Source organism: Edaphovirga cremea (assembly GCF_003332275.1).
Lineage (GTDB): Bacteria > Pseudomonadota > Gammaproteobacteria > Enterobacterales > Enterobacteriaceae > Edaphovirga > Edaphovirga cremea.
Genome location: NZ_QOVA01000007.1, coordinates 1 through 20540, shown reverse-complemented (window position 1 = coordinate 20540; position 20540 = coordinate 1). Strand labels below are relative to the sequence as shown.

At 51.8% G+C, this 20540-nt stretch carries 20 protein-coding genes, 1 pseudogene and 1 other annotated feature; of the genes and pseudogenes, 5 read left to right on the top strand and 16 right to left on the bottom strand.

Translation table 11 applies throughout. The annotated features are described in order from the left end of the window. Window positions 1-71 precede the first annotated feature (71 nt). The 4 genes from DRI82_RS11500 to DRI82_RS11485 form a co-directional block, all read right to left on the bottom strand. On the bottom strand, window positions 72-1160 hold the full coding sequence (locus tag DRI82_RS11500; RefSeq protein WP_114193749.1) for an ABC transporter substrate-binding protein: 1089 nt from the start codon (window positions 1158-1160) through the stop codon (window positions 72-74). Between the two features lie 287 nt (window positions 1161-1447). Next, complete coding sequence (locus tag DRI82_RS11495) at window positions 1448-1996, bottom strand: DUF1003 domain-containing protein (RefSeq protein ID WP_211317652.1); 549 nt, start codon at window positions 1994-1996, stop codon at window positions 1448-1450. 42 nt (window positions 1997-2038) lie between these two features. Further along, window positions 2039-2947: a cation diffusion facilitator family transporter gene (locus DRI82_RS11490; protein ID WP_114194139.1), complete on the bottom strand. Its 909-nt coding sequence runs from the start codon at window positions 2945-2947 to the stop codon at window positions 2039-2041. A 201-nt stretch (window positions 2948-3148) separates the two neighbouring features. Further along, a complete protein-coding gene (locus tag DRI82_RS11485) occupies window positions 3149-3445 on the bottom strand; it encodes a YciI family protein (RefSeq protein WP_114193747.1) in 297 nt (98 codons plus the stop codon). A gap of 191 nt (window positions 3446-3636) precedes the next feature. On the opposite strand from DRI82_RS11485, the gene DRI82_RS11480 reads away from it, so the two are divergent. Beyond that, complete coding sequence (locus DRI82_RS11480; RefSeq protein ID WP_114193745.1) at window positions 3637-4389, top strand: energy transducer TonB; 753 nt, start codon at window positions 3637-3639, stop codon at window positions 4387-4389. A gap of 105 nt (window positions 4390-4494) precedes the next feature. Here the strand turns inward: DRI82_RS11480 and yciA are convergent, their stop codons facing one another. Then, a complete protein-coding gene (gene yciA, locus DRI82_RS11475; RefSeq protein WP_114193743.1) occupies window positions 4495-4920 on the bottom strand; it encodes an acyl-CoA thioester hydrolase YciA in 426 nt (141 codons plus the stop codon). 62 nt (window positions 4921-4982) lie between these two features. Further along, on the bottom strand, window positions 4983-5528 hold the full coding sequence (locus DRI82_RS11470) for a septation protein A (protein ID WP_114193741.1): 546 nt from the start codon (window positions 5526-5528) through the stop codon (window positions 4983-4985). Between the two features lie 232 nt (window positions 5529-5760). On the opposite strand from DRI82_RS11470, the gene DRI82_RS11465 reads away from it, so the two are divergent. Then, window positions 5761-7482, top strand: coding sequence for a SulP family inorganic anion transporter (locus tag DRI82_RS11465; RefSeq protein WP_114193739.1), 1722 nt, complete (start codon window positions 5761-5763; stop codon window positions 7480-7482). Between the two features lie 101 nt (window positions 7483-7583). Here the strand turns inward: DRI82_RS11465 and DRI82_RS11460 are convergent, their stop codons facing one another. Both DRI82_RS11460 and DRI82_RS11455 read right to left on the bottom strand, forming a co-directional pair. Further along, the gene (locus DRI82_RS11460; protein WP_114193737.1) at window positions 7584-8345 is read right to left on the bottom strand and encodes a YciC family protein; all 762 of its coding nucleotides are present in this window, start codon (window positions 8343-8345) and stop codon (window positions 7584-7586) included. A gap of 32 nt (window positions 8346-8377) precedes the next feature. Next, the gene (locus DRI82_RS11455) at window positions 8378-8797 is read right to left on the bottom strand and encodes a YkgJ family cysteine cluster protein (protein WP_114193735.1); all 420 of its coding nucleotides are present in this window, start codon (window positions 8795-8797) and stop codon (window positions 8378-8380) included. 290 nt (window positions 8798-9087) lie between these two features. On the opposite strand from DRI82_RS11455, the gene ompW reads away from it, so the two are divergent. Beyond that, window positions 9088-9723: an outer membrane protein OmpW gene (gene ompW, locus DRI82_RS11450; protein ID WP_114193734.1), complete on the top strand. Its 636-nt coding sequence runs from the start codon at window positions 9088-9090 to the stop codon at window positions 9721-9723. A 97-nt stretch (window positions 9724-9820) separates the two neighbouring features. Here ompW and DRI82_RS11445 read toward each other — a convergent pair whose 3' ends face one another. The 6 genes and pseudogenes from DRI82_RS11445 to DRI82_RS11415 all read right to left on the bottom strand — a co-directional run bounded on the left by DRI82_RS11445 (window position 9821) and on the right by DRI82_RS11415 (window position 16957). Next, a complete protein-coding gene (locus DRI82_RS11445) occupies window positions 9821-10135 on the bottom strand; it encodes a BON domain-containing protein (protein WP_114193732.1) in 315 nt (104 codons plus the stop codon). Between the two features lie 226 nt (window positions 10136-10361). Continuing rightward, the gene (gene trpA, locus DRI82_RS11440) at window positions 10362-11165 is read right to left on the bottom strand and encodes a tryptophan synthase subunit alpha (protein WP_114193730.1); all 804 of its coding nucleotides are present in this window, start codon (window positions 11163-11165) and stop codon (window positions 10362-10364) included. Then, complete coding sequence (trpB, locus tag DRI82_RS11435) at window positions 11165-12355, bottom strand: tryptophan synthase subunit beta (RefSeq protein ID WP_114193728.1); 1191 nt, start codon at window positions 12353-12355, stop codon at window positions 11165-11167. Before trpB ends, trpA begins: the two co-directional genes overlap by 1 nt. A gap of 79 nt (window positions 12356-12434) precedes the next feature. After that, entirely contained in the window at window positions 12435-13799 is a 1365-nt protein-coding gene (gene trpCF / locus DRI82_RS11430) for a bifunctional indole-3-glycerol-phosphate synthase TrpC/phosphoribosylanthranilate isomerase TrpF (protein WP_114193726.1), read from the bottom strand. 3 nt (window positions 13800-13802) lie between these two features. Then, a pseudogene (trpD, locus tag DRI82_RS24845) lies at window positions 13803-15395 on the bottom strand (bifunctional anthranilate synthase glutamate amidotransferase component TrpG/anthranilate phosphoribosyltransferase TrpD). Then, entirely contained in the window at window positions 15395-16957 is a 1563-nt protein-coding gene (locus DRI82_RS11415) for an anthranilate synthase component 1 (RefSeq protein ID WP_114193720.1), read from the bottom strand. The pseudogene trpD and the gene DRI82_RS11415 overlap by 1 nt, the downstream one beginning before the upstream one ends. 24 nt (window positions 16958-16981) lie before the next feature. Further along, window positions 16982-17085: a sequence feature (Trp leader region), on the bottom strand. Window positions 17086-17322: 237 nt separating this feature from the next. Between DRI82_RS11415 and rnm the strand changes: the two genes are divergently transcribed. Together rnm and DRI82_RS11405 are read left to right on the top strand one after the other, a co-directional pair. Then, window positions 17323-18204 carry an RNase RNM gene (rnm, locus tag DRI82_RS11410; RefSeq protein WP_114193718.1) on the top strand — a complete coding sequence of 294 codons (882 nt, stop codon included), beginning with the start codon at window positions 17323-17325 and terminating at the stop codon, window positions 18202-18204. A gap of 114 nt (window positions 18205-18318) precedes the next feature. Then, complete coding sequence (locus DRI82_RS11405) at window positions 18319-18939, top strand: L-threonylcarbamoyladenylate synthase (RefSeq protein ID WP_114193716.1); 621 nt, start codon at window positions 18319-18321, stop codon at window positions 18937-18939. Window positions 18940-19228: 289 nt separating this feature from the next. On the opposite strand, the gene DRI82_RS11400 is transcribed toward DRI82_RS11405, so the two are convergent. Next, on the bottom strand, window positions 19229-19624 hold the full coding sequence (locus DRI82_RS11400; protein WP_114193714.1) for a hypothetical protein: 396 nt from the start codon (window positions 19622-19624) through the stop codon (window positions 19229-19231). Continuing rightward, window positions 19621-20540: PAAR domain-containing protein (locus DRI82_RS11395; protein WP_114193712.1), on the bottom strand; the 920-nt coding region annotated here is incomplete at its 5' end. The genes DRI82_RS11395 and DRI82_RS11400, both read right to left, overlap by 4 nt.

The following is a 20540-nucleotide window of genomic DNA, read 5'->3' as shown; positions in this document are numbered from 1 at the left end:
CAACCCTGAACAGCGAAATCAGGTAAGAGGAAGGGAAGCGCGGCGAATGGTGACGCGCTTCCGTAATACCCTTACTTGGAAGCGGCTTCTCGCCACTGTTTGATGTAATCCAAACGTTTTTTCTGTTGCAGGTATTCCAGCAGGGTTTCGTCGACCGGGATAGGTTTGAGCGCTGTCCCCAACATTTTGGTCATGCCGTCGATGTCATTTTTACCTTCGATATCGTTACGGATTGATGGAATGTCGGACTGATTAGCCAGAATGCTTTGCCCTTTTTCTGACAGCACATAGTTCAGCCACAGTTTTGCTGCGTTGCTATTTGTAGCTTGCTGGCTGATGAAAGAAACGCGGGACAGTACCAGGGTGTAATCCTTCGGATAGGAAATACCCAGCGACGGGTCCGTTTTGGCGCGGGCTTCGGCATAAGAACCCAGAATATTGAAGCCGATCAGGTTTTCGCCGGATGACACCCTTTCCATCATGGTGCCGGTAGAAGACTGTACCGACAAGCCGCCTTTGGCGACATCCGCCAGCGTTTTGAAGTAATTCGGATCGGCTTTGAAATCCTGCACGGAAAGCATGAATCCAAGACCCGATTTCTCGATGTCGTAGGTGGTGATTTTTTTGCTGAACTTGTCGGTCTGGCTGGCAATCAGTTTCGCCAGTGCCGCATGTGAATCAGGCACGTCACTTGCCGGAATCAGCCGTTTGTTATAGATAAACACCACCGGCTCGTAAGTTGTGCCGTAAGCCTTGTCTTGCCATACCGCCCATTTCGGCAACTGACCCTGCTCTGGCGATTTGTATTCCTGTGCATAGTCGGCCGCAAGTTTCAGCGCGGTGTCCATTGAAGAACTCCAGACTACGTCACCGCTGGTGCCACCCGAGGCCTGTTCGCTGATAAAACGGTTGTACAGTTCGGTACTGTTCATGTCGTTATATTCAACTTTGATGCCCGGATAGGCCGCCTCGAAGCCTTGAATCAGCGGGCCGGCAGCTTTGGTATCGGTAGTGGAATAGATGACCACTTTGCCTTCTTTGGTCGCCGCATCGACGACTTTTTGATAGTCAGCCGGATAGCCCGTAGGTAATGCAGATATTGCAGAGGAAGACATCAGAACAGCGGTGGCAATCAGAGAGATTCGTAATTTATTTGACATTATCGTTAACCTTCCAGTTACATTTTGTGAGCTCCACATCAACATAACGTATAACATCTGGCAGGCAATAGGATGATTTTTTATCTTCCCGAATTGTGACTGGAGGCATTTTTTAGGGAATTAACAGCACAAAAAACACCAAAAGAAGGGAAAGCAGGCCACCGGAATGACCTGCGTGAGGTTATCAACCGGATTATTCAGTTTCAGATATTTTGCCGTACCGTCGTCTCGGATGATCTAACAATCTTATCCGTCAGGGACGATATGATTCCTGAGCCAACGACGGCTCACTCTTGTTGTTTTTCTTGCAGCAGTTTCTTATGCAACTGCGAAGTCAGCACCTCGATGCGTTCGGTGAGTTCTTTGGTCAACGACGTCAGTTCGGTATTCTGTTTCAACAACTCCAGCATTTGTGTTGCACAATCAGCAGCAATCGTCTGCCGTTGCTCATTCGCCATCGCCAATGCCTCACGATGTTGCGCGTCGGCATCCGCATGGGCTTTATCACGCTCGGCCTGACGGGTTTGTGCCAGCAGAATCAACGGCGCGGCATAGGCGGCCTGAAGACTGAAGGCGAGATTCAGCAGGATAAACGGGTAAATATCGAATTTCACCACGCCGGTGACGTTGATGATAATCCAGATCGCCACCACCAATGTCTGGGCACCTAAAAAGAGTGGTGTGCCAAAAAATCGCGCAAACGCCTCGGCCTTGAGGGCAAACCAGCCTTCACCAAACGTGGGTGAAAGGTGGGCATGAGGGCGGTGAAAACGCAAGTGATCGGGTTGTTCTGCCGCAGGCATTGGCTTGCTGGCATCCGGCGTTGATGAAGTCATGGCTACCTCTGAATAAGGGGTGGAACTCAGGCATGGAGAGGGCTATTTGATTAAATCATCAAGTCGCTCATCCACGATGCCCGCTGGCTCCAGGTGCGCGGTAACATCTGCCGCCTGGAATATTCTCCTTACCGCGGCCTCAGCCGCATCACCAATGTCATGTCCAATATCGACGGAGAGGCTCCCCTCCACCTCGACATGAAATTCAACAAATACCCGATCACCGCCGTTACGGGTGCGGATATCATGTACCCCTTGCACGCCTTCGCAACTCAATACGGCATCACGGATACGCTCACGATCGCGGGTACTCAGTTCGCGATCCAGTAACTGCGTCAACGCATTAAGCGCCATGCCGCGGGCATTCCATAACATATAGATCGAAATGGCGATGGCACCCAGTGCATCCGCGCGTACCCAGCCAAAAAGTTTATGCAGGACCAGCGCGCACAGTACGGCAATATTTACGGCAACATCGGTAACGTAGTGTGCGCGATCGGCGGCAATGGCGGTGGAGCCGGTGCGTTTCACCACATAACTCTGCATCATGACCAAACCCATGGCGGCAAAGGAACTGATGATGATCACCCAAATACCCAATCCAAGTTGTTCCAGAGGTTCAGGGTTAAAGGCCCGCTCGGCAGATTTGATACCCAGGATGATCCCGACGCCCGCCAGCAACAGTGCCTGCACAAAAGCGGCTACCGCTTCAGCTTTTCCGTGCCCATAGCGGTGCCCCTGATCCGCAGGCCGTATGGCGTAACGAACGCCAATGAGGGTGACCAGCGAGGCCAGAACGTCAACAAACCCATCTGCCGCCGAGGTCAGTAATGAGATTGAACCGGTGGCATACCATCCCCAAAATTTCACACCGACCAGTATCAGCGCCACACCCAGGGAAATCATGGACGCAGCGCGGGTCAGCTCTTTGCTGGAATAGGCTACGGCCATGGGGGAAGACTCCGATGATGAATACACAAATTTCTTTTCACTTGGTTGATGGCTGCGCAGTGAGCCAAAGGCTGACAGAACCCAGAAGTTGAGGATAGTCAGAACATTATTAACCGTGATCACCATTCTGACCAGATCAATGATCGTCTGTGGGGGGAGTGGTAGACTTCTCACCACTCCGACAACGGATGCCGTGCTGAATCAGAACGTTTTCTTGAAGGGTTTTACCGTCACCGTCTTGTACACGCCGGCGGCCAGATAGGGATCGGCGTCTGCCCAGCTTTTGGCTTCAGCCAGGGAAGAGAATTCGGTGATGATGGTCGAACCGGTAAAACCCGCGTCGCCGGGATCGATGCTGTCGATCGCCGGATGGGGGCCGGCCATCACCAGACGGCCCTGATCGCGCAGCGCTTGCAAGCGCGCCACATGGGCAGGGCAGGATGACGTGCGATTGGCCAGTGAATCGGCATGGTCTTCAGCATAAATTACGTAGAGCATCTTTCACCTTTAAAATCATCTGGATAGTCCGAGCGAATAACATAGCGTAAGAATTATCATCAAGGGAAGGACTTTGCGGTAAATGGACATTTCAACTAATTTACGCAATCCGGGCAATACTTGGTGAATCCTTATTGAATATGATTGCTATTTGCATTTAAACTTGCGGCTCCAGAGGAAACAGAATCATTATGCCGCTAAAACAGATTTCATTCGCTCGCAGGATTTCATTACCGGTGATTTTTTCAGCCGGTTTGCACAGCGCGTTGGTTGCAGGGTTGCTTTACGCTTCAATGAACCAGGAAATGTCGATGCCACAACAGTTGGATACGCCTATCAGTGTGATGATGGTAAACCCAGCCGATTTTGAGCAGCCAAAACCTGTAGAGCCAGAACAACCCCAGGCTCAGCCGCAACCAGAGCCAGAACCGGAACCACAAATAGAACCCGAACCGGAGCCGGAACCGCCACCGGAAGCGGTGCCTTTACCTAAGCCGAAACCGAAACCGGTTGAGAAAAAGGTTGAGAAACCGAAGCCCAGGAAAGAGGTGAAACCGGTTAAGCGCGAGGTTACACCGTCACCAGCGCCAGTGCTGAATACGACGCCGAAAACAGCCGATCTCCCGGCACCGGTAAACCCGGCTCCGGCCGCGCCAGCACCAGGTACAACGGTCAATAAAGGGCCACGGCCTTTGCAGCGGACCGAACCGCAATACCCGTCACGTGCATTTGCGTTGAATCTGGAAGGTCGGGTGAAAGTGCAATTTGATGTCGACAGCGATGGGCGCGTCAGTAACTTCCGGGTGCTTTCTGCCGAACCGCCTAATATGTTTGAGCGCGAAGTGAAACAGGCGATGCGTAAATGGCGCTATGAAGCGAAAGAAGCCAAAGATCTGGTGGTGACTATTGTCTTTCGCATCGATGGCAGTACACGGATGGAATAACCTATTCAACAGCCAATAAAAAACCGGATCGTTGCATGACAGCGATCCGGTTTTTTATCTTTGATGGTTAGACTGAAAAACCTGCTAACACGACTTCCAGCAACGTTATTCGAAACCGACGCGGAAATTGTCTTTACCTTCGGGTAACTGACGGGGCATTCCTTCATCATCTACCGCGACGTAGGTAAACACCGCTTCGGTTGCGCGGTAACGCTGGCCAATCGGTGCCGAAGAGACCTTCTTGACCCAGACTTCCACGTTGATCGTAATGGAGCTGCGCCCCGTGCGCATGCAACGGGCATAACAACACACCACATCGCCCACGGCCACGGGTTTCAGGAATGTCATGCCATCCACTCGAACGGTGACCACACGTCCTTCAGCAATTTCCTTGGCTTGAATCGCGCCGCCCATGTCCATTTGCGACATCAGCCAACCACCGAAAATATCGCCGTTTGCATTGGTATCGGCGGGCATCGCCAACGTTCTCAATACCAATTCACCGTTGGGAAAACTCTGTTTTTCGTTCATTACACTATGCTTCACACAGGAGTCGACAAAATGCATGCCCAGATTCGGGCATGCTCATAAATTCAGTCTGATTTTTTTTGTTCTTCAGGCATGTGCTTATAGATATAAACCCCGCTGATCAGGGTAAATACCAGGGTCAGTGCGGTCAGGCCGAATACTTTAAAGTTAACCCAAACGCTTTGCGGTAGCCAGAAGGCGACATAGATATTTGCCAGCCCGCACAGCAGGAAAAACAGCGACCAGGCTATATTGAGTTTGCCCCATACGGCATCCGGTAGCGTCAGTTCTTTACCCAGCATCCGTTGGATCAGCGGTTTTTTCAGGATCACCTGACTGACCAGCAGGGCAATGGCGAACAGCGCATAGATCACCGTGACTTTCCATTTGATAAACAGATCGTTATGGAACACCAGCGTCAACGTACCGAACACAGCCACCATGACGAAAGTAATCAGCGTCATTTTTTCTATTTTACGGTATTTCAGCCAGGTAAAAATCAGCGCCAGCGCAGTGGCCGCAATCAGGGCACCAGACGCATAATAAATGTCATACAGTTTATAAAAGACAAAAAATACAATCAGGGGAAGAAAATCGAGAAACTGCTTCATGCTTCAATCCATCATTTGTTCATCGCCCGACTATACCGGATTCGATGGGGGCTGTGTACCGTAGACCAATGCGCATTATCCGCTTTTCATAGCGTAAGCGGGCTAAGAGTCACGATTATTTGCATAACATTACTTTTGGCAGCAACCTGCGCCGTAGGTCAGTTGCAACCTGCCGCCTGAAAACGCATTATATGCCGCCATTATTGGCCCCATCAATATTACGGAATTAACTATGCAGTTCAGATCTTTTGCGCGCTGGACCCCAGGGTTGACTAATTTACGCCAATATCAGCGCGATTGGTTGAAGGATGATATTCGCGCGGGACTTTCTGTCGCGGCAGTGGCGCTACCGGTAGCGATTGCCTATGCCGAATTGGCGGGCGTCGGTGCCGTGGTGGGACTCTATTCCTGTATTTTGCCCATGATTGCTTATGCGATCTTCGGTTCCTCACGCCAACTGATCGTTGGCCCCGATGCGGCCACCTGCGCGGTCATCGCCGCTGTCGTCACGCCTCTGGCTGCCGGACAGAGCGATTTGCACTGGCAATTGACCATAATGATGACGCTCATGATGGGAGGCTGGTGCCTGCTCGCCAGCCGTTTCAGGTTGGGTGCGTTGGCTGACTTGCTCTCCCGCCCGATACTCAGCGGCCTGCTTAATGGTGTCGCAATTACTATTTTTGTTGATCAGATTTCAAAGGTGTCTGGTTTCAGCCTTCCGCCATCGCAATTGATCGAGCGGATCTATGCCATTCCTCCGGCGCTGCTGCACAGCCATCTGCCCACGTTGGGTGTTGCGCTTGTGACTGCCGTAGTACTTTTTGGTGTGAAAAAATTGCGACCGGGCTGGCCCGCGCCGCTACTGGCGATCATTGTTGCCATGCTCGTGGTTTGGGCGGGAGATCTCTCTTCTCACGGTGTAATGACGGTCGAAGGATTCAGCGGGATACTGCCGATGGTGCAATGGCCTGATTTTCAACCGGGCCTGCTGCGCGATCTGGTGATTCCGGCACTCAACCTGGCCGTGGTGAGTTTTGTCAGCATGATGCTGACGGCGCGAAGTTTTGCCAGTAAAAATGGCTATGAAGTGAATGCGGATGAAGAATTCCGCGCGTTGGGCATCATTAATATCGTATCAGGGCTATCACAGGGCTTTGCCATCAGCGGGGCGGATTCGCGCACCGCAGTGAATGACGCCAATGGGGGGAAAAGCCAACTGGTATCAATTATTGCTGCGCTTGCGATTGCCTGTGTGCTGTTCTTTTTGACGTCACCGTTGAAGTATATTCCCGTCTGCGCCTTGGGCGTGGTGTTGATGTATGCCTCCTGGACGCTCATCGATTTTCGTGGCATTTGGCAATTACGCCGCCGTAACAGACAAGCATTCAGTCTGGCCGTCTTTACCTTTTTATCCGTGCTGCTGGTTGGGGTTATCAGCGGTATCGGGCTGGCGGTGTTGCTGGGATTGTTACAGTTCCTGCGGACGGTATTTCGCCCTACGGAACAACTGCTGGGCGTTAATCATGAGGGAATGATCCATTCGATGGGCAACGGCAACGGTATCAAACCCGTTCCCGGCGTCATGATGTATCGTTTTAATTCACCACTGACTTACTTCAACGTCGCCTACTTCAAGCGTCGCATTCTCAATCTTGTTGACGGTACGCCGTTCCACCCGCGTTGGGTGGTGATTGATGCCGTGGCCAGTTTTACCCATGCCGATATCAGCGTTCTTGCGTCGATTGATGAGTTGAAGCGCGATCTCAAGCAGAGAAATATCACACTGGTGCTGGCGGGGCGTCGCACGGAACTGACGCGTTGGTTCCGCATCAATCGAGTGAGCGGGCGCGACAGCGACATTGTCCTCGTTCCGGATTTGTATCTGGCATTGAAGTTGATACAGAGTAAAGAGCAGGCAGCAGACAAACCGCAGATCCCCGAGAGCGAAGGGTAGTTCCGCCAGACTGTTCGTGTTCAGGGAAAAAAATGCCAGTCGGCAGAACCGACTGGCATATCAGGCCAGCAACACGGATAAAATAGTCGTTTGGCGTTTCGTTATGCAGCCGTATTGCGCAGCAGCATGTATAAGCGGAACAGGTAAATCAACAGCAGCGCTGAAACCAGATTGCTCAACGCACCAAGAAGGACGGTAGCAACGGTCGGGCTCAGAACGGTCAGGCGACTGACCAGCAACAGAAGAACGAGTTTCGCCAGCAACCACATCATCATGGCCGGAACGATCAATCGGGCATTGGCAAACGCCAGTTTACAACTGCTTCTCATCGCCCCAAATACGCCGACTTTATCGGTAGTGATAATGATCGGCGCCAGCGAGAAAGAGATTGCCAGAATCACACCGGGCACAACAAACAGCGTCAAACCCAATTGAACGAGCAGGGTACAGATAAACATCAATAACAGAATGCGCGGTAATACCGGTGCAGCCGCGCCGATGGCACGCAGTGCGCTGGTACGTTTACCTTCCGATACCAGTTGAATAAGTGTCAGCATCCCACCAACCAACAAAACATTTCCCACCAACGCTGAAAACGTCGCGGCGGCGGAGACTTTGAGCAGCACCATCTGCTGTTCTGGCGACATCTGCTGAACGATCTCCTGAATCCCCATGCCGGCGGATGCAGTAAAGTCGTTTTCAGTCGTCGCCAGCAGTTGTAGCTGTTCGCTGTCCGGGATAAACACCTGATTCAAAATGACGGTAATAAATGCAGTAATCAGCGCCAGCAGAATGATACTGACAAGCTGATTACGCATAAAATTGAAACTGTCACGGTACAACGAACTGGCCGTGATAGGCATGAAGGCTCCTTGGCGATAAAACAAAATAACAATCAGGTCGCGATTGTACCCTGTTCCGGGGCCCTGTTGCACCCCACTGTCATGATATCCGAGACAGATTTATCGATCGCAAAGTTTACCGGGAGAGCGGGAAGACCATAGTGCGCCCGTGCGCGATCGCAGGTTTCGCTATGGATTCCGTGCTCACCCGACATATCAAACTCGCGACAGGGAGAGGGACGGTTAAGATAGATCGAGCAAGACACTGATTGACCAATTTCACCCTCAAGCGCAATACAGCGCGGGGTTTTACAGTTTGTTCCTTGCATACAACTCAGGAAGGGAGTGACTGGTTCTGTCAGGGAGGAAGGAACCATCCCGCCGCCATCTTCAGATTCAGCCCAATAAAAAGAGACGCGGAAATAGGCGCAGCATGCGCCACAGCTCACGCACGGATTCAGATTTTCGCTCATCTTGATTATCCACCGACCCCTTCACGGTTTCGAACCAAACCCTAGTGGGAAATAGCAAATTACGCAGCGCTAACAAGTATAGCAACTCAATTATCACGCCAGAGATCCATAAACAAAAAAAACGTCATTTTTGATGTAGATCAACTCTTATCTTTTTAATAGGTTAGGGGGAATTGAGAAGAGTAGATTTTTGTAACTTTCATTGTAAAGATGTGATCGAACACCGATCAAGTCTACCCAATTGTAAGTATATTGCGTCGGAGACATAAACCCCATAAAGGATATGGACAATGAAAAAGGCACCTTTGTTTCTTTTTTTGGCAGCTCTGTTGCCGGGCGCAGTAAGCGCACATGAAGCCGGAGATTTCATTTTCCGTGCAGGTACTGCAACAGCTCGTCCTACTGAAGGTTCGGACAATGTGTTAGGTCTGGGCTCTTTTGACGTAAGCAACAATACCCAGTTAGGGTTGACCTTAAGTTATCTCATCACTGATAACATTGGCGTTGAATTGCTGGCGGCTACCCCGTTCCAGCATAAGGTCGGCCTGAACGCGCTTGGCACCATTGCCGAAGTGAGACATTTGCCGCCAACGTTGATGGCGCAATACTATTTTGGGGATAAGCGCGATGCGTTACGTCCTTATCTTGGTATCGGTGTCAACTACACCACCTTCTTTGATGAAAAATTCAACGATACAGGATCGAATGCAGGCCTGAGCAATCTCAGCATGAAAGATTCGTGGGGCATTGCAGGACAGGCTGGCCTGGATTATCTGGTCAATGAAAACTGGTTGATCAACATGTCGGTGTGGTGGATGAATATCGAGACAGACGTTGATTTTGATGTGGCCGGTGGCGAGCATCAGAGCATTAGTACACGTCTGGATCCGTGGGTATTCATGTTCAGTGCAGGTTATCGCTTCTGATAAGCTGAGTAGCACTGACGATTGTCACTATAAATTGCAAAGGGGCGCACAATTAAACGGCGCCCCTTTCGTATTCTTGTCTCTTTACTGCGCCAAACTATTTAATCTGCATCACGTTTTCAACAGACTTCACGCCGGCCACGCCGCGGGTTACCTGAACGGCACGATTCGCATCTGCACTTGAACTGACAAAGCCGCTTAGCTGTACGCGACCTTTAAAGGTTTCGACGCTGATTTCAGTTGATTTGATGGCTTTATCATTCAGCAACGCCGTTTTCACTTTGGTAGTAACAACTGTGTCATCTATATAACCACCCGTCCCCTCTGATTTTTGTGTAGGTGCGCATGCGGCTACCGCAAAGACGACGACAACAGCCATGCAAACGGAGGACAAGGTTTTCAATAGCTTCATAATTACTCTCCATGCAATCTGTGATTAAAACCGGGTAAAGGATTGTCGAAACCATCCAAGGCACGCTTTATCGAGTTTCGATATCACGCGGACTATTTTAAGTGTGGTTTATTAACAGGATATATACAAATTTTGGATATGAAAAAGGCACTAAAGGGGAAGTTTCGCCCCAATCCTGAAAAAGGATCGGGGCTGGAGACGTAACCAAAGCGTAATTAATCAGTAATTACAGCGTGGCTGCCTTCATTTTCTTAACAAAAGCGGACAATTGCGCCAACATCTCTTTGGGCTGAGTGTGGTTATTTTCAATAATCTTGACGATAGCCGAGCCTGAAATTGCCCCTGCTGCACCGGCATCAAGCGCTTCTTTCACCTGAGAGGGCTCTGAGATACCAAAGCCTTGCAGAGGCGGAGCTGCATTGTATTCACGCAACTTATCAACCAAATGCCCCAAGGGCAGTTGAGCACGGGTCTCTGCACCGGTTACACCGGCCCTTGAAAGCAGATAAGTATAGCCACGCCCGTGCGAAGAGATCTCACGCAGCAAAGCGTCATCAGCATTGGGTGGGCAGATAAATATCGGTGCAATCCCGTGGCGCAATGCCGCTTTACGGAATGGCGCTGACTCTTCAACAGGCACATCAGCCACCAATACCGAGTCTACCCCGACTTCGGCGCAGCGTTGATAGAAAGTATCAATGTCGTTATGAAACACCAGATTGGCATACATCAGCAGGCCAATGGGAATATCCGGATGTTTTTGGCGAATGGCGGCCAACATCTCGAAACAGTGAGTGGGTGTCACGCCTGACGCGAAGGCACGCAAATTGGCGTTCTGGATCGTGGGCCCATCAGCAAGCGGATCGGAGAAAGGAATGCCCAGTTCCAGTGCATCGGCACCGGCCTCAACCAGCGTGTCGATTATGGCCAGGGAAAGTTCAGGACCCGGATCGCCCAATGTGACAAAGGGAACGAACGCACCTTGTTTGTTGCTCTTCAGACGCGTGAACAGTTGTTGATAACGTTCCATTAAATTTCTCCCCGTGCTTTCAGGATGTCATGAACGGTAAAGATGTCCTTGTCGCCGCGACCGGACAGGTTGACGACCAGAATTTGTTCTTTCTGCGGATCGGCCTTGATCATCCTCAGCGCATGGGCCAGCGCGTGGGAAGATTCCAGTGCCGGGATAATCCCTTCGTGGCGCGACAATGCTTTAAACGCATCCAGAGCTTCATCATCGGTAACCGACACATACTCGGCGCGGCCAATACTGTTGAGATAAGCGTGCTGTGGCCCGACAGAGGGAAAATCAAGCCCGGCAGAAAGCGAGTAGGACTCTTCAATCTGACCTTCGGATGTTTGCATCATCGGTGATTTCATCCCGAAATAGATGCCCACGCGGCCATGCTTCAAGGGCGCGCCGTGCTGACCCGATTCGATACCGAGACCGGCGGGTTCGACGCCAATCAGACCGACGGAGGGTTCGTCAATAAAATCGGCAAACATACCGATGGCATTGGAGCCACCGCCGACGCAGGCGATCACCGCATCCGGCAGACAACCTTCACGCTCCAGCATCTGCGCTTTGGTTTCTTCACCGATCATGCGCTGGTATTCGCGTACGATGGTTGGGTAAGGGTGCGGGCCCGCTGCGGTACCCAACATGTAATGCGCCGTTTCATAACTGCCAGACCAGTCGCGCAGCGCCTCGTTGCATGCGTCTTTCAGCGTAGAAGAACCGCTATGGACAGGGATCACTTCGGCTCCCATCAGGCGCATGCGGAAAACGTTCGGTGACTGGCGTTCAATGTCTTTGGCACCCATATAGATGCGGCATTTCAGACCAAGCAGGGCGCTGGCCAGTGCGGAGGCGACGCCGTGCTGACCTGCGCCGGTTTCCGCGATGATCTCTTTTTTGCCCATGCGCTTGGCGAGCAGGGCCTGACCCAACACCTGGTTGGTTTTATGCGCGCCACCGTGCAGCAGGTCTTCGCGTTTCAGGTACAGCTTGGTTTTGGTGCCCGCGGTCAGATTTTTACACAGCGTCAACGCCGTGGGGCGGCCAGCATAATTCTTCAGTAAATCCAGGAATTCAGCCTGGAATTCTGGATCGCTCTGCGCGCTGACAAAGGCTTCTTCCAACTGCTTCAAGGCGGGCATCAGAATTTGCGGTACGTACATGCCGCCAAATTCGCCAAAGTAGGGGTTAAGTAGTGTCATGGGTCTCTTATCCTGTCGGTTGATTCTGATTATCTGGCCTGCTTACCTATCCATGAGATACTGACTTCTCCGCGGGATATCAGTAAGCGCGCAGTGTCTGAAACACTGCCGTGATCTTGTTGGCATCTTTGATGCCCGGCGCGCTTTCTACGCCTGAATTGAAGTCCAGCCCGGCGCAACCGAGTTGCGCGGCGTCCACGCAGTTATCTGCACTCAGACCGCCCGCCAGCAGCACGTTTTCCAGCGATTGACCGGCAAGGACGGACCAATCGAACTGCTGCCCGCTGCCCCCGGTGCCGTTATCCAACACGTAGCGATCGACATGCTGAAGATCGCGGGGAGGGAGACTGTTTTTGACGCTCAGCGCTTTCCAGATTTGGCAATGTGCAGGCAACGCCTGACGCAACTGATTGATGTAATTCTGATCTTCTGCCCCGTGTAACTGAATGGCGGTCAACGCCAATTCAGTGGCGACATGGCTGACCTCGTTGATCGCCTGGTCGCTGAATACACCAACATATTTCAACGGTGCGGCCTGCTGAACCCTGCGAACCTGCTGCAGATCAACGCAGCGCGGCGACCGGGGGGCAAAAATCAAGCCGCCAAACAGTGCGCCAGCGGTATGTGCCGCTTTGGCATCTTCAGGCCGGGTCAGACCGCAGATTTTGTTTTCACCCAGGATCACCCGGCGAACCGCTGCCTGCAAATCCTCTTCCGACATCAGCGCACTGCCAATCAGGAATCCATTGGCGAAATGGCTCAACTCGCGGATTTGTGCATAACGATTGATACCAGACTCGCTGATCACCGTCACGCCATGTGGCAACTGTGGAGCCAAACGTCGGGTGCGATCGAGGTCAATAGAGAGATCGCGCAGGTCACGGTTATTGATGCCCACGACTTTGGCACCCAGATTGACCGCCCGTGCCAGCTCATCTTCGCTGATCACTTCAGTCAGAACGCCCATATTCAGGCTGTGAGCGACGGCGGCCAGTTGACGGTATTGATCGTCATCGAGCACGGAGAGCATCAGCAAAATGGCGTCGGCCTGATAATGACGCGCCAGATGGATTTGATAGGGGTCGATAATAAAATCTTTGCATAAAACCGGCTGGGTGACGGCAGCGCTGACCAACGGTAGAAAATCGAAACTTCCCTGAAAATACTTTTCATCCGTCAGCACTGAAATGGCCGAGGCATACTCTTTATAGACCGAAGCAATAGCCGACGGATCGAAATCTTCACGAATCAATCCCTTGGACGGCGACGCTTTTTTGCATTCCAGGATAAACGCGGTTCTGGCGCCCTTGAGCGCGTGATAAAAGCTGCGCTCACTCTGGGTAATCTCATTCTGAAAGCTGGCCAATGGTTGTTGTTCTTTTCTTGCGGCGATCCACACTGCTTTATCGCGAACAATTTTGTGGAGCACGGTTTCCTGCTGCATCACTTATCCTCTTGCTGCCAATGCGCCTACGCGCTGGTAAGCCTGACCGCTATGAATCATTTCCAACGCCTGCTGCGCGTTGTGTCGTAAGTTTTCCTGGCCGAAAAGCTTGAGCAAAAGTGCCACGTTGGCAGCCACTGCCGTCGCGTGCGCTTTTTCGCCTTTACCTTGTAACAAGCGTGCCAGAATGTCACGGTTTTCTTCCGGTGCGCCGCCCAACAATGACTCCACGGGAAAACTGTCCAGACCGAAGTCTTGCGGCGTGAGCTGATAGCTTTCAATGTCGCCATTATTCAGTTCGGCTACCTGGGTAGGTGCGTGAATGGCGACCTCATCCATGCCACCCCCGTGAACGACAGCGGCACGTTGGTAACCCAGCGCGCGGAGTGTTTTGGCAATCGGCAAAACCAGTTCCGCACTGTACACGCCAATCAACGCCAGCGGTGGACGAGCCGGATTAATCAGCGGGCCGAGTACGTTGAAAACCGTGCGGGTCTTCAGTTGCTGACGAACCGGCATCGCATGGCGAAATCCGGTGTGATATTGCGGTGCGAACAAGAAACAGACGCCGAGTTCGTCCAGTGCTTTGCGTGAGTCTTCGGCAGCCATATCCAGACGAATACCGAAAGCGGCCAACAAATCGGATGACCCCGACCGGCTGGATACGCTGCGATTGCCGTGCTTGGCGATTTTCGCCCCGCAACTGGCTGCCACAAACGCGCTGGCGGTGGAAATATTGATGCTGTTGGAGCCATCGCCACCGGTACCCACAATGTCGGCAAACGCATAATCGGGGCGCGGGAAGGGTTGGGCATCGGCCAACAGTGCCTCAGCGGCTCCGGCAATTTCAGCCGGGCTCTCACCGCGTACTTTCATACTGATCAGCGCGGCCGCCAGTTGTGATGGCTCCAGTTCGCCGCGCACAATGGAGGTGAACAGTTGCTGGCTTTCCTGCTGGCTCATTGGCTCAGCACGGTAGAGTTTTTCAAGAATCGCTTGCATGGTCAGCTCCTTAAATTACGCCAACGCCCAGGCCAGTGTCTGTTCAAGCAGACGGGCACCCTGAGTGGTTAAAATGGATTCGGGATGGAACTGAAAACCGCAAACGCGATCGTCATCATGACGGACTGCCATCACCATCTCGCCGAAACGGGCATTGACGGTCAGATCCGCGGGAATATTGCTGCCGACCAGTGAGTGGTAACGCGCAACGGGCAGCGGATTCATCATCCCGCTGAACATGCCCTGGCCGTCATGGGTAATGGCGGAGGCTTTGCCATGCAGAATTTCACCGGCCTGACCGACGTGGCCCCCGTAAGCTTCCACAATGGCCTGATGCCCCAGACAGATGCCGATAATGGGTAATTGTCCACGCAGGCGTTGCAACAACTCGGGCATACATCCGGCCTGGGCTGGCGTGCCAGGACCTGGGGAGAGCACCAGCACCGGCTGTTCCATCTGCTGTAATTTGTCAATGATGGTGTCTGCCGGGATCAGGTTGCGATAAATCACTACCCGCTGGCCGTTGGCGCGCAGTTGATCGACCAGGTTGTAGGTAAAGGAATCAACGTTGTCGAGCAATAGGATATCGGCCATCAGAACACCTCCGTGGCGTTGTGGGCAGTGGCAATGGCACGTAACACGGCGCGCGCTTTATTACGGGTTTCGTCGGCTTCAGCCTGTGGGATTGAATCAAGGACGACGCCCGCGCCAGCCTGAACGGTGGCGATACCGTCCTCCACATACGCCGAACGGATCACAATGCAGGTATCCAGATCGCCACGGGCAGTGAAATATCCCACCGCGCCACCGTAGCTGCCACGACGGCTTTTTTCAGAGGCGGCAATCAACTGCATGGCGCGAACTTTTGGCGCGCCGCTGAGCGTACCCATATTCATGCAGGCCTGATACGCATGCAGCACATCGAGATCGGCGCGCAGGCTGCCGACGACGCGTGACACCAGATGCATCACAAAGGAGTAGCGATCGACTTTGGTCAGGTCAGCGACATAGCGGCTGCCAGGCTCGCAGATTCGCGCCAGATCATTGCGCGCCAAATCGACCAGCATCAGATGTTCAGCCAGCTCTTTATGATCGGTACGCATTTCCAGCTCGATGCGGCTGTCGAGATCGCGATCCAGCGAACCATCAGGATAGCGGCCACGAGGGCGGGTACCGGCTATCGGATAGATTTCGATCTGGCGGTTACTGGCATCGTATTTCAGGGCACTTTCCGGCGAGGCACCAAAAAGCGTGAATTCATTATCCTGCATGAAGAACATGTAAGGGCTGGGATTGTTATCTTTCAACGTGTGGTAGGCCGCCAACGCTGATGGGCAAGGCAGGGAGAAGCGACGTGAAGGGACGACCTGGAAAATTTCCCCTGCACGGATTGCCTGCTGCAACTGGCTGACGACCGCGCCGTACTCTTCATCGCTCTGGTTACAACTCAGTGCCATGTCGGTCACGGTCTGATGCGGGATCGGACGCGGAGCCAGCATCAACTGATGTTGCAGTTGCTCAAGGCGCTGCTGCAAACGAGATTTTTCAGTGGCCGACGGCGTAAAGATACTCGCTTGCAGTTTTGCCGAACGATGCTGGTGATCGATAACCAACAAGGTTTCTGCAAGATAGAAGCAGAAGTCCGGGCAACGTTGATCTTGGCGTAATTCAGGTAACTCTTCAAATCCAGCTACGAGATCATAGGCAAACAGGCCACCAAGCAGCATGGCTTCGCGCTCATTCTCCGGGGTATTGACCAGCGTCAGAAGCTGGCGCAAGGAATCAAAAACGGACAATGAACGCAGGCGGGCATCTTCATCCTGCATGGCGTTGATAACCGGGAAGGTGAGCTCACGTCCGTTTGGACGCACGTCGATGGTCACTTCTGCGGGCAATGCGTCGTCGAGTAATGGCAGCAGGGAGGCGCCATTACTGGTAAGTGCCTGAACAGAGACCTGACGGCCCAACGCAGTGATACGTAATGCGCTGTCGATAACCAGCAGGCTTTGCAAATTCTGCTTGCTGGTGACATCGGCAGATTCCAATAACAGCGTGGCAGGGCGTGCGCCACAAAGCTGACTAAAAATCGCTGTAGGATCATCGCGATAACAGGCTTCCGCTGTCAGTAGTTCGAGATTTGGTCGTGATGTTTGCATTGGAAGTTCCACTAAATTTTATCCACAAAAAAGCCCGCGTTGCGTGCGGGCTTCGGGTATCTGCAATGTCTGATGACAGGTATGCGCGATTACACCGCCCGCGAAGGGAAGTTACGCCACCAGCTTAAAAGAGAAGTCAGGTTGTATTTCATCATCAGGCACTCTGTTGTCGTGAACTTGTGTACTAGTTAACTAGTTCGAAGGAGATATGTCAACTCCTTTTGTTTATTCAGAAAAAAATAGCGTTTTAACCTGAGTTACTCACGTTGCAGGTGGGCGAAGTCGGATGGGCATAGACAGATTATTTAACGTCTGCTGTGCTTAACGGTTATGATAAGGATTAATGCTTTTTCCGGAATTCGATTTTGACTGAACAGACTCCCCAGCCGTCCGCATTTACGCTCTTCGATCTGCACAGCCACACTACCGCTTCTGATGGTTACCTCACTCCCGAACAGTTGGTTCTGCGTGCGGTAGAGATGCGCGTTGGTGTGCTGGCGATTACCGATCATGACACGACGGATGGGCTTGCTGCGGCTGCCCGTGCCATTGAATTACAGCAATTACCCCTGATATTGATTGATGGCGTGGAGATCTCAACGCTGTGGGAACATCACGAGATTCACATTGTCGGGTTGCGGGTAGATAAAAGCCATCCGGCATTAACGTCCTTGCTGGCGCAACAAACGGAGTTCCGTCATCAGCGGGCGGAAGAGATCGCCCGTCGCTTGGAAAAGGCGCATATCGCAGGTGCACTGGAAGGTGCTCGCCGGTTGGCCGATGGTGGCGCGTTGACCCGAGGGCATTTTGCACGTTTTCTGGTACAGGCCGGCGTAGCCGACAATATGGCCCAGGTATTTAAAAACTTTCTGGCAAAAGGCAAAACCGGTTACGTTCCCGCGCAGTGGTGTACAATAGAACAGGCTATTGATGTTATTCATCAATCTGGCGGACAGGCGGTGCTGGCGCATCCGGGCCGTTACGATCTTTCCGCCAAATGGCTAAAAAGATTGATGATCTGGTTTAAAGCGCAAGGTGGGGACGCGATGGAAGTCGCCCAGTGCCAGCAGGCACCGAATGAGCGCAGCCAGTTGGCAAAATACGCTGCAGATTACCAACTGCTGGGTTCGCAGGGCTCGGATTTCCATCAACCGTGCTCATGGATTGAACTCGGCAGAAAGCTGTGGCTTCCCGGCGGCGTTGAACCCGTATGGCGTGACTGGATATTGCCAGCACGTTCGCAATGACCTGAATGTTACAGAGGTCGTGACCAAGGAAGCACCCATGAGGTGGTGTCCTTGCTGATGGCCTCTGTGTTAATCAGCAGTAGATGACAGAACAAAAGAAGACAGAGGTATGTGATGAGCCAGTTTTTTTATATACACCCCGACAATCCGCAACCGCGACTGATTAACCAGTCTGTGGATGTGCTGCGTAAAGGCGGAGTGATTGTCTATCCCACCGATTCCGGTTATGCACTTGGCTGCATGCTGGAAGAGAAAGCGGCCATGGAGCGGATCTGCCGTATCAGGCAGTTGGACAGTAACCACAATTTCACCTTGGTCTGTCGTGATTTGTCTGAACTTTCCACCTATGCGTATGTGGATAACGCCGCATTCCGGCTGATGAAAAACAATACACCGGGTAACTACACGTTTATTCTCAAAGCGACAAAAGAAGTTCCGCGTCGCCTGATGAGCGAAAAACGTAAGACGATTGGTCTGCGCGTGCCGTCAAACCCGATCGCCCTGGCACTGCTGGAAGTCCTGAATGAGCCGCTGATGTCGACCACGTTGATGTTGCCGGGCAATGATTTTGCTGAGTCCGATCCGGAAGAGATCAAGGATCATCTGGGCAAGCAGGTGGATCTGATCATCCACGGTGGTTTCCTGGGTCAACAACCCACAACGGTCGTTGATCTGACCGAATCCTCGCCCGAGCTGGTGCGCGAAGGTGCTGGCGACCCTACACCGTTCCGCTAACGCGGGACGGTGTGCGAATCTGATACAACGCCCCCCCGACGCCTGTGAAGGCCGTGTCGGGTATTTGAACGATGAGTGAAGAGGCGTTTAAGATGGAGATCGCCTGGGTCAGGAAAGCCAGCAAAGAGGATGTTGATAATTTTCTTGCTGATTGGTTACGGCTGGGTGCTGTTGAAGCTAACTAGAACCAACGGTAGAGTAGAAAACTTTCAGCAGTTTTCTTTGAAGTCAAGAAAATCGGGCGTAGAAGCCCGATTTTGAGCTGATGATAGAAGAAGTTATCTCTATTTTATTCAAGAAGCAGGCATATCCCTCCAACTATCAGTGCAACAAATCCAAACAGTGAACATAGAAACTCAGCGATAAACCAGCGTCTTAAATTAACAGGTAAGTTTCGCATAAACTCCACATCATCATACTTGCTATGGATGGATTTCTTTCCATAAATCAAAGGATTGATAATGAAATCTATTTTTGTGGAATAACCGGAGGTGAAACCAATGATACCTGCCTCTTTCAATAGTTCCGCAGCTAATGGTAGTGAACCAAATCGCAATTTGTACAGTTGGCAAACTTCCAGAAAACGTTTTTTGTTTAAGGAAGATAGAGTGACTAGCCCTATGAATGAGATAATCATCACACCTGAAATCGCAAATATCAGCAGATCAGGCACTGTTATTTTCATTTAGTAACCTCGTAAACTTTTTCCCCTAATTTTTCTCCAAATTTTCCACCTAATTCTCCACCAGCATATCCCGCAGCTCCTGTAAAAATTACGCCGCATGCAAGCATTCCTGCTCCACCAGCCTCAATAGTTAGTAGCCCAAGTGCAAATGTACAAACTGCCGTAGATGTAGTACCAGCGGCAAGCCTTCCTGCAAATACCCCACCACTTACACCTAAACTGAAGCTACCTATCTCTGTGTAAGTTGTTTTCTCACAGTCGCTTCCTACCGTGCAGGCTTCATAAATCATATCCAGACGGTTAACACCATCAAGGGCGATACCTACGTAGCCAGCTTTTTTCATGAGCTTTACATACTTGGCTGCATTCTCCATGTATGTTGCATAACCTTCAATATCCCCAACACCTGTCTGGTTCCAGCGGTGAGTGATTGAGCTTGAAGAAAGACCCAAGGCCCGCTTGATATCGGGGTAATCTTTAAGGCCAATTTTGTAACGCGTGAAGTCGTTCAAGACGCTGTCCAGCTCATTGAACAGTTGGCGTCGTTCAATAAAGAATTGTTGGCTGATTAACGAACCGCTGCTGATATACTTATTTTTATAGGTTTGTTGGATTTTGGATAAAATACCTTCCACTCTTTCAAAATATTTTCCAGCAGCTTCAGCAGCCATGCCCCCGTACATGCTGGTGTGGGAGGTGAAGAGATCAATGGTATCTTTATTGCGATGCAGGAAGTTGGCCTCCTGGTGAGTAAGTGGCGTTAATGCTGCATCAATGCGCTCTTTTGCCGCCTGCATGTGGGCGATCTGTTCACTGTCCTGCTTATCAGGGTCAACCAAAAGCAGAATTGAACCGGCTTTGTATTCTTTACCTTCACCATTCAAAGAATGAAATAATTCTCGTGTTCCTGCTGGCG

Bases quoted from the DNA above. Each gene is read 5' to 3' on its own strand.
- DRI82_RS11500 (WP_114193749.1), bottom strand. From the start codon at position 1,160: ATGTCAAATAAATTACGAATCTCTCTGATTGCCACCGCTGTTCTGATG.
- DRI82_RS11495 (WP_211317652.1), bottom strand. From the start codon at position 1,996: ATGACTTCATCAACGCCGGATGCCAGCAAGCCAATGCCTGCGGCAGAA.
- DRI82_RS11490 (WP_114194139.1), bottom strand. From the start codon at position 2,947: ATGGCCGTAGCCTATTCCAGCAAAGAGCTGACCCGCGCTGCGTCCATG.
- DRI82_RS11485 (WP_114193747.1), bottom strand. From the start codon at position 3,445: ATGCTCTACGTAATTTATGCTGAAGACCATGCCGATTCACTGGCCAAT.
- DRI82_RS11480 (WP_114193745.1), top strand. From the start codon at position 3,637: ATGCCGCTAAAACAGATTTCATTCGCTCGCAGGATTTCATTACCGGTG.
- yciA (WP_114193743.1), bottom strand. From the start codon at position 4,920: ATGAACGAAAAACAGAGTTTTCCCAACGGTGAATTGGTATTGAGAACG.
- DRI82_RS11470 (WP_114193741.1), bottom strand. From the start codon at position 5,528: ATGAAGCAGTTTCTCGATTTTCTTCCCCTGATTGTATTTTTTGTCTTT.
- DRI82_RS11465 (WP_114193739.1), top strand. From the start codon at position 5,761: ATGCAGTTCAGATCTTTTGCGCGCTGGACCCCAGGGTTGACTAATTTA.
- DRI82_RS11460 (WP_114193737.1), bottom strand. From the start codon at position 8,345: ATGCCTATCACGGCCAGTTCGTTGTACCGTGACAGTTTCAATTTTATG.
- DRI82_RS11455 (WP_114193735.1), bottom strand. From the start codon at position 8,797: ATGAGCGAAAATCTGAATCCGTGCGTGAGCTGTGGCGCATGCTGCGCC.
- ompW (WP_114193734.1), top strand. From the start codon at position 9,088: ATGAAAAAGGCACCTTTGTTTCTTTTTTTGGCAGCTCTGTTGCCGGGC.
- DRI82_RS11445 (WP_114193732.1), bottom strand. From the start codon at position 10,135: ATGAAGCTATTGAAAACCTTGTCCTCCGTTTGCATGGCTGTTGTCGTC.
- trpA (WP_114193730.1), bottom strand. From the start codon at position 11,165: ATGGAACGTTATCAACAACTGTTCACGCGTCTGAAGAGCAACAAACAA.
- trpB (WP_114193728.1), bottom strand. From the start codon at position 12,355: ATGACACTACTTAACCCCTACTTTGGCGAATTTGGCGGCATGTACGTA.
- trpCF (WP_114193726.1), bottom strand. From the start codon at position 13,799: ATGCAGCAGGAAACCGTGCTCCACAAAATTGTTCGCGATAAAGCAGTG.
- DRI82_RS11415 (WP_114193720.1), bottom strand. From the start codon at position 16,957: ATGCAAACATCACGACCAAATCTCGAACTACTGACAGCGGAAGCCTGT.
- DRI82_RS11405 (WP_114193716.1), top strand. From the start codon at position 18,319: ATGAGCCAGTTTTTTTATATACACCCCGACAATCCGCAACCGCGACTG.
- DRI82_RS11400 (WP_114193714.1), bottom strand. From the start codon at position 19,624: ATGAAAATAACAGTGCCTGATCTGCTGATATTTGCGATTTCAGGTGTG.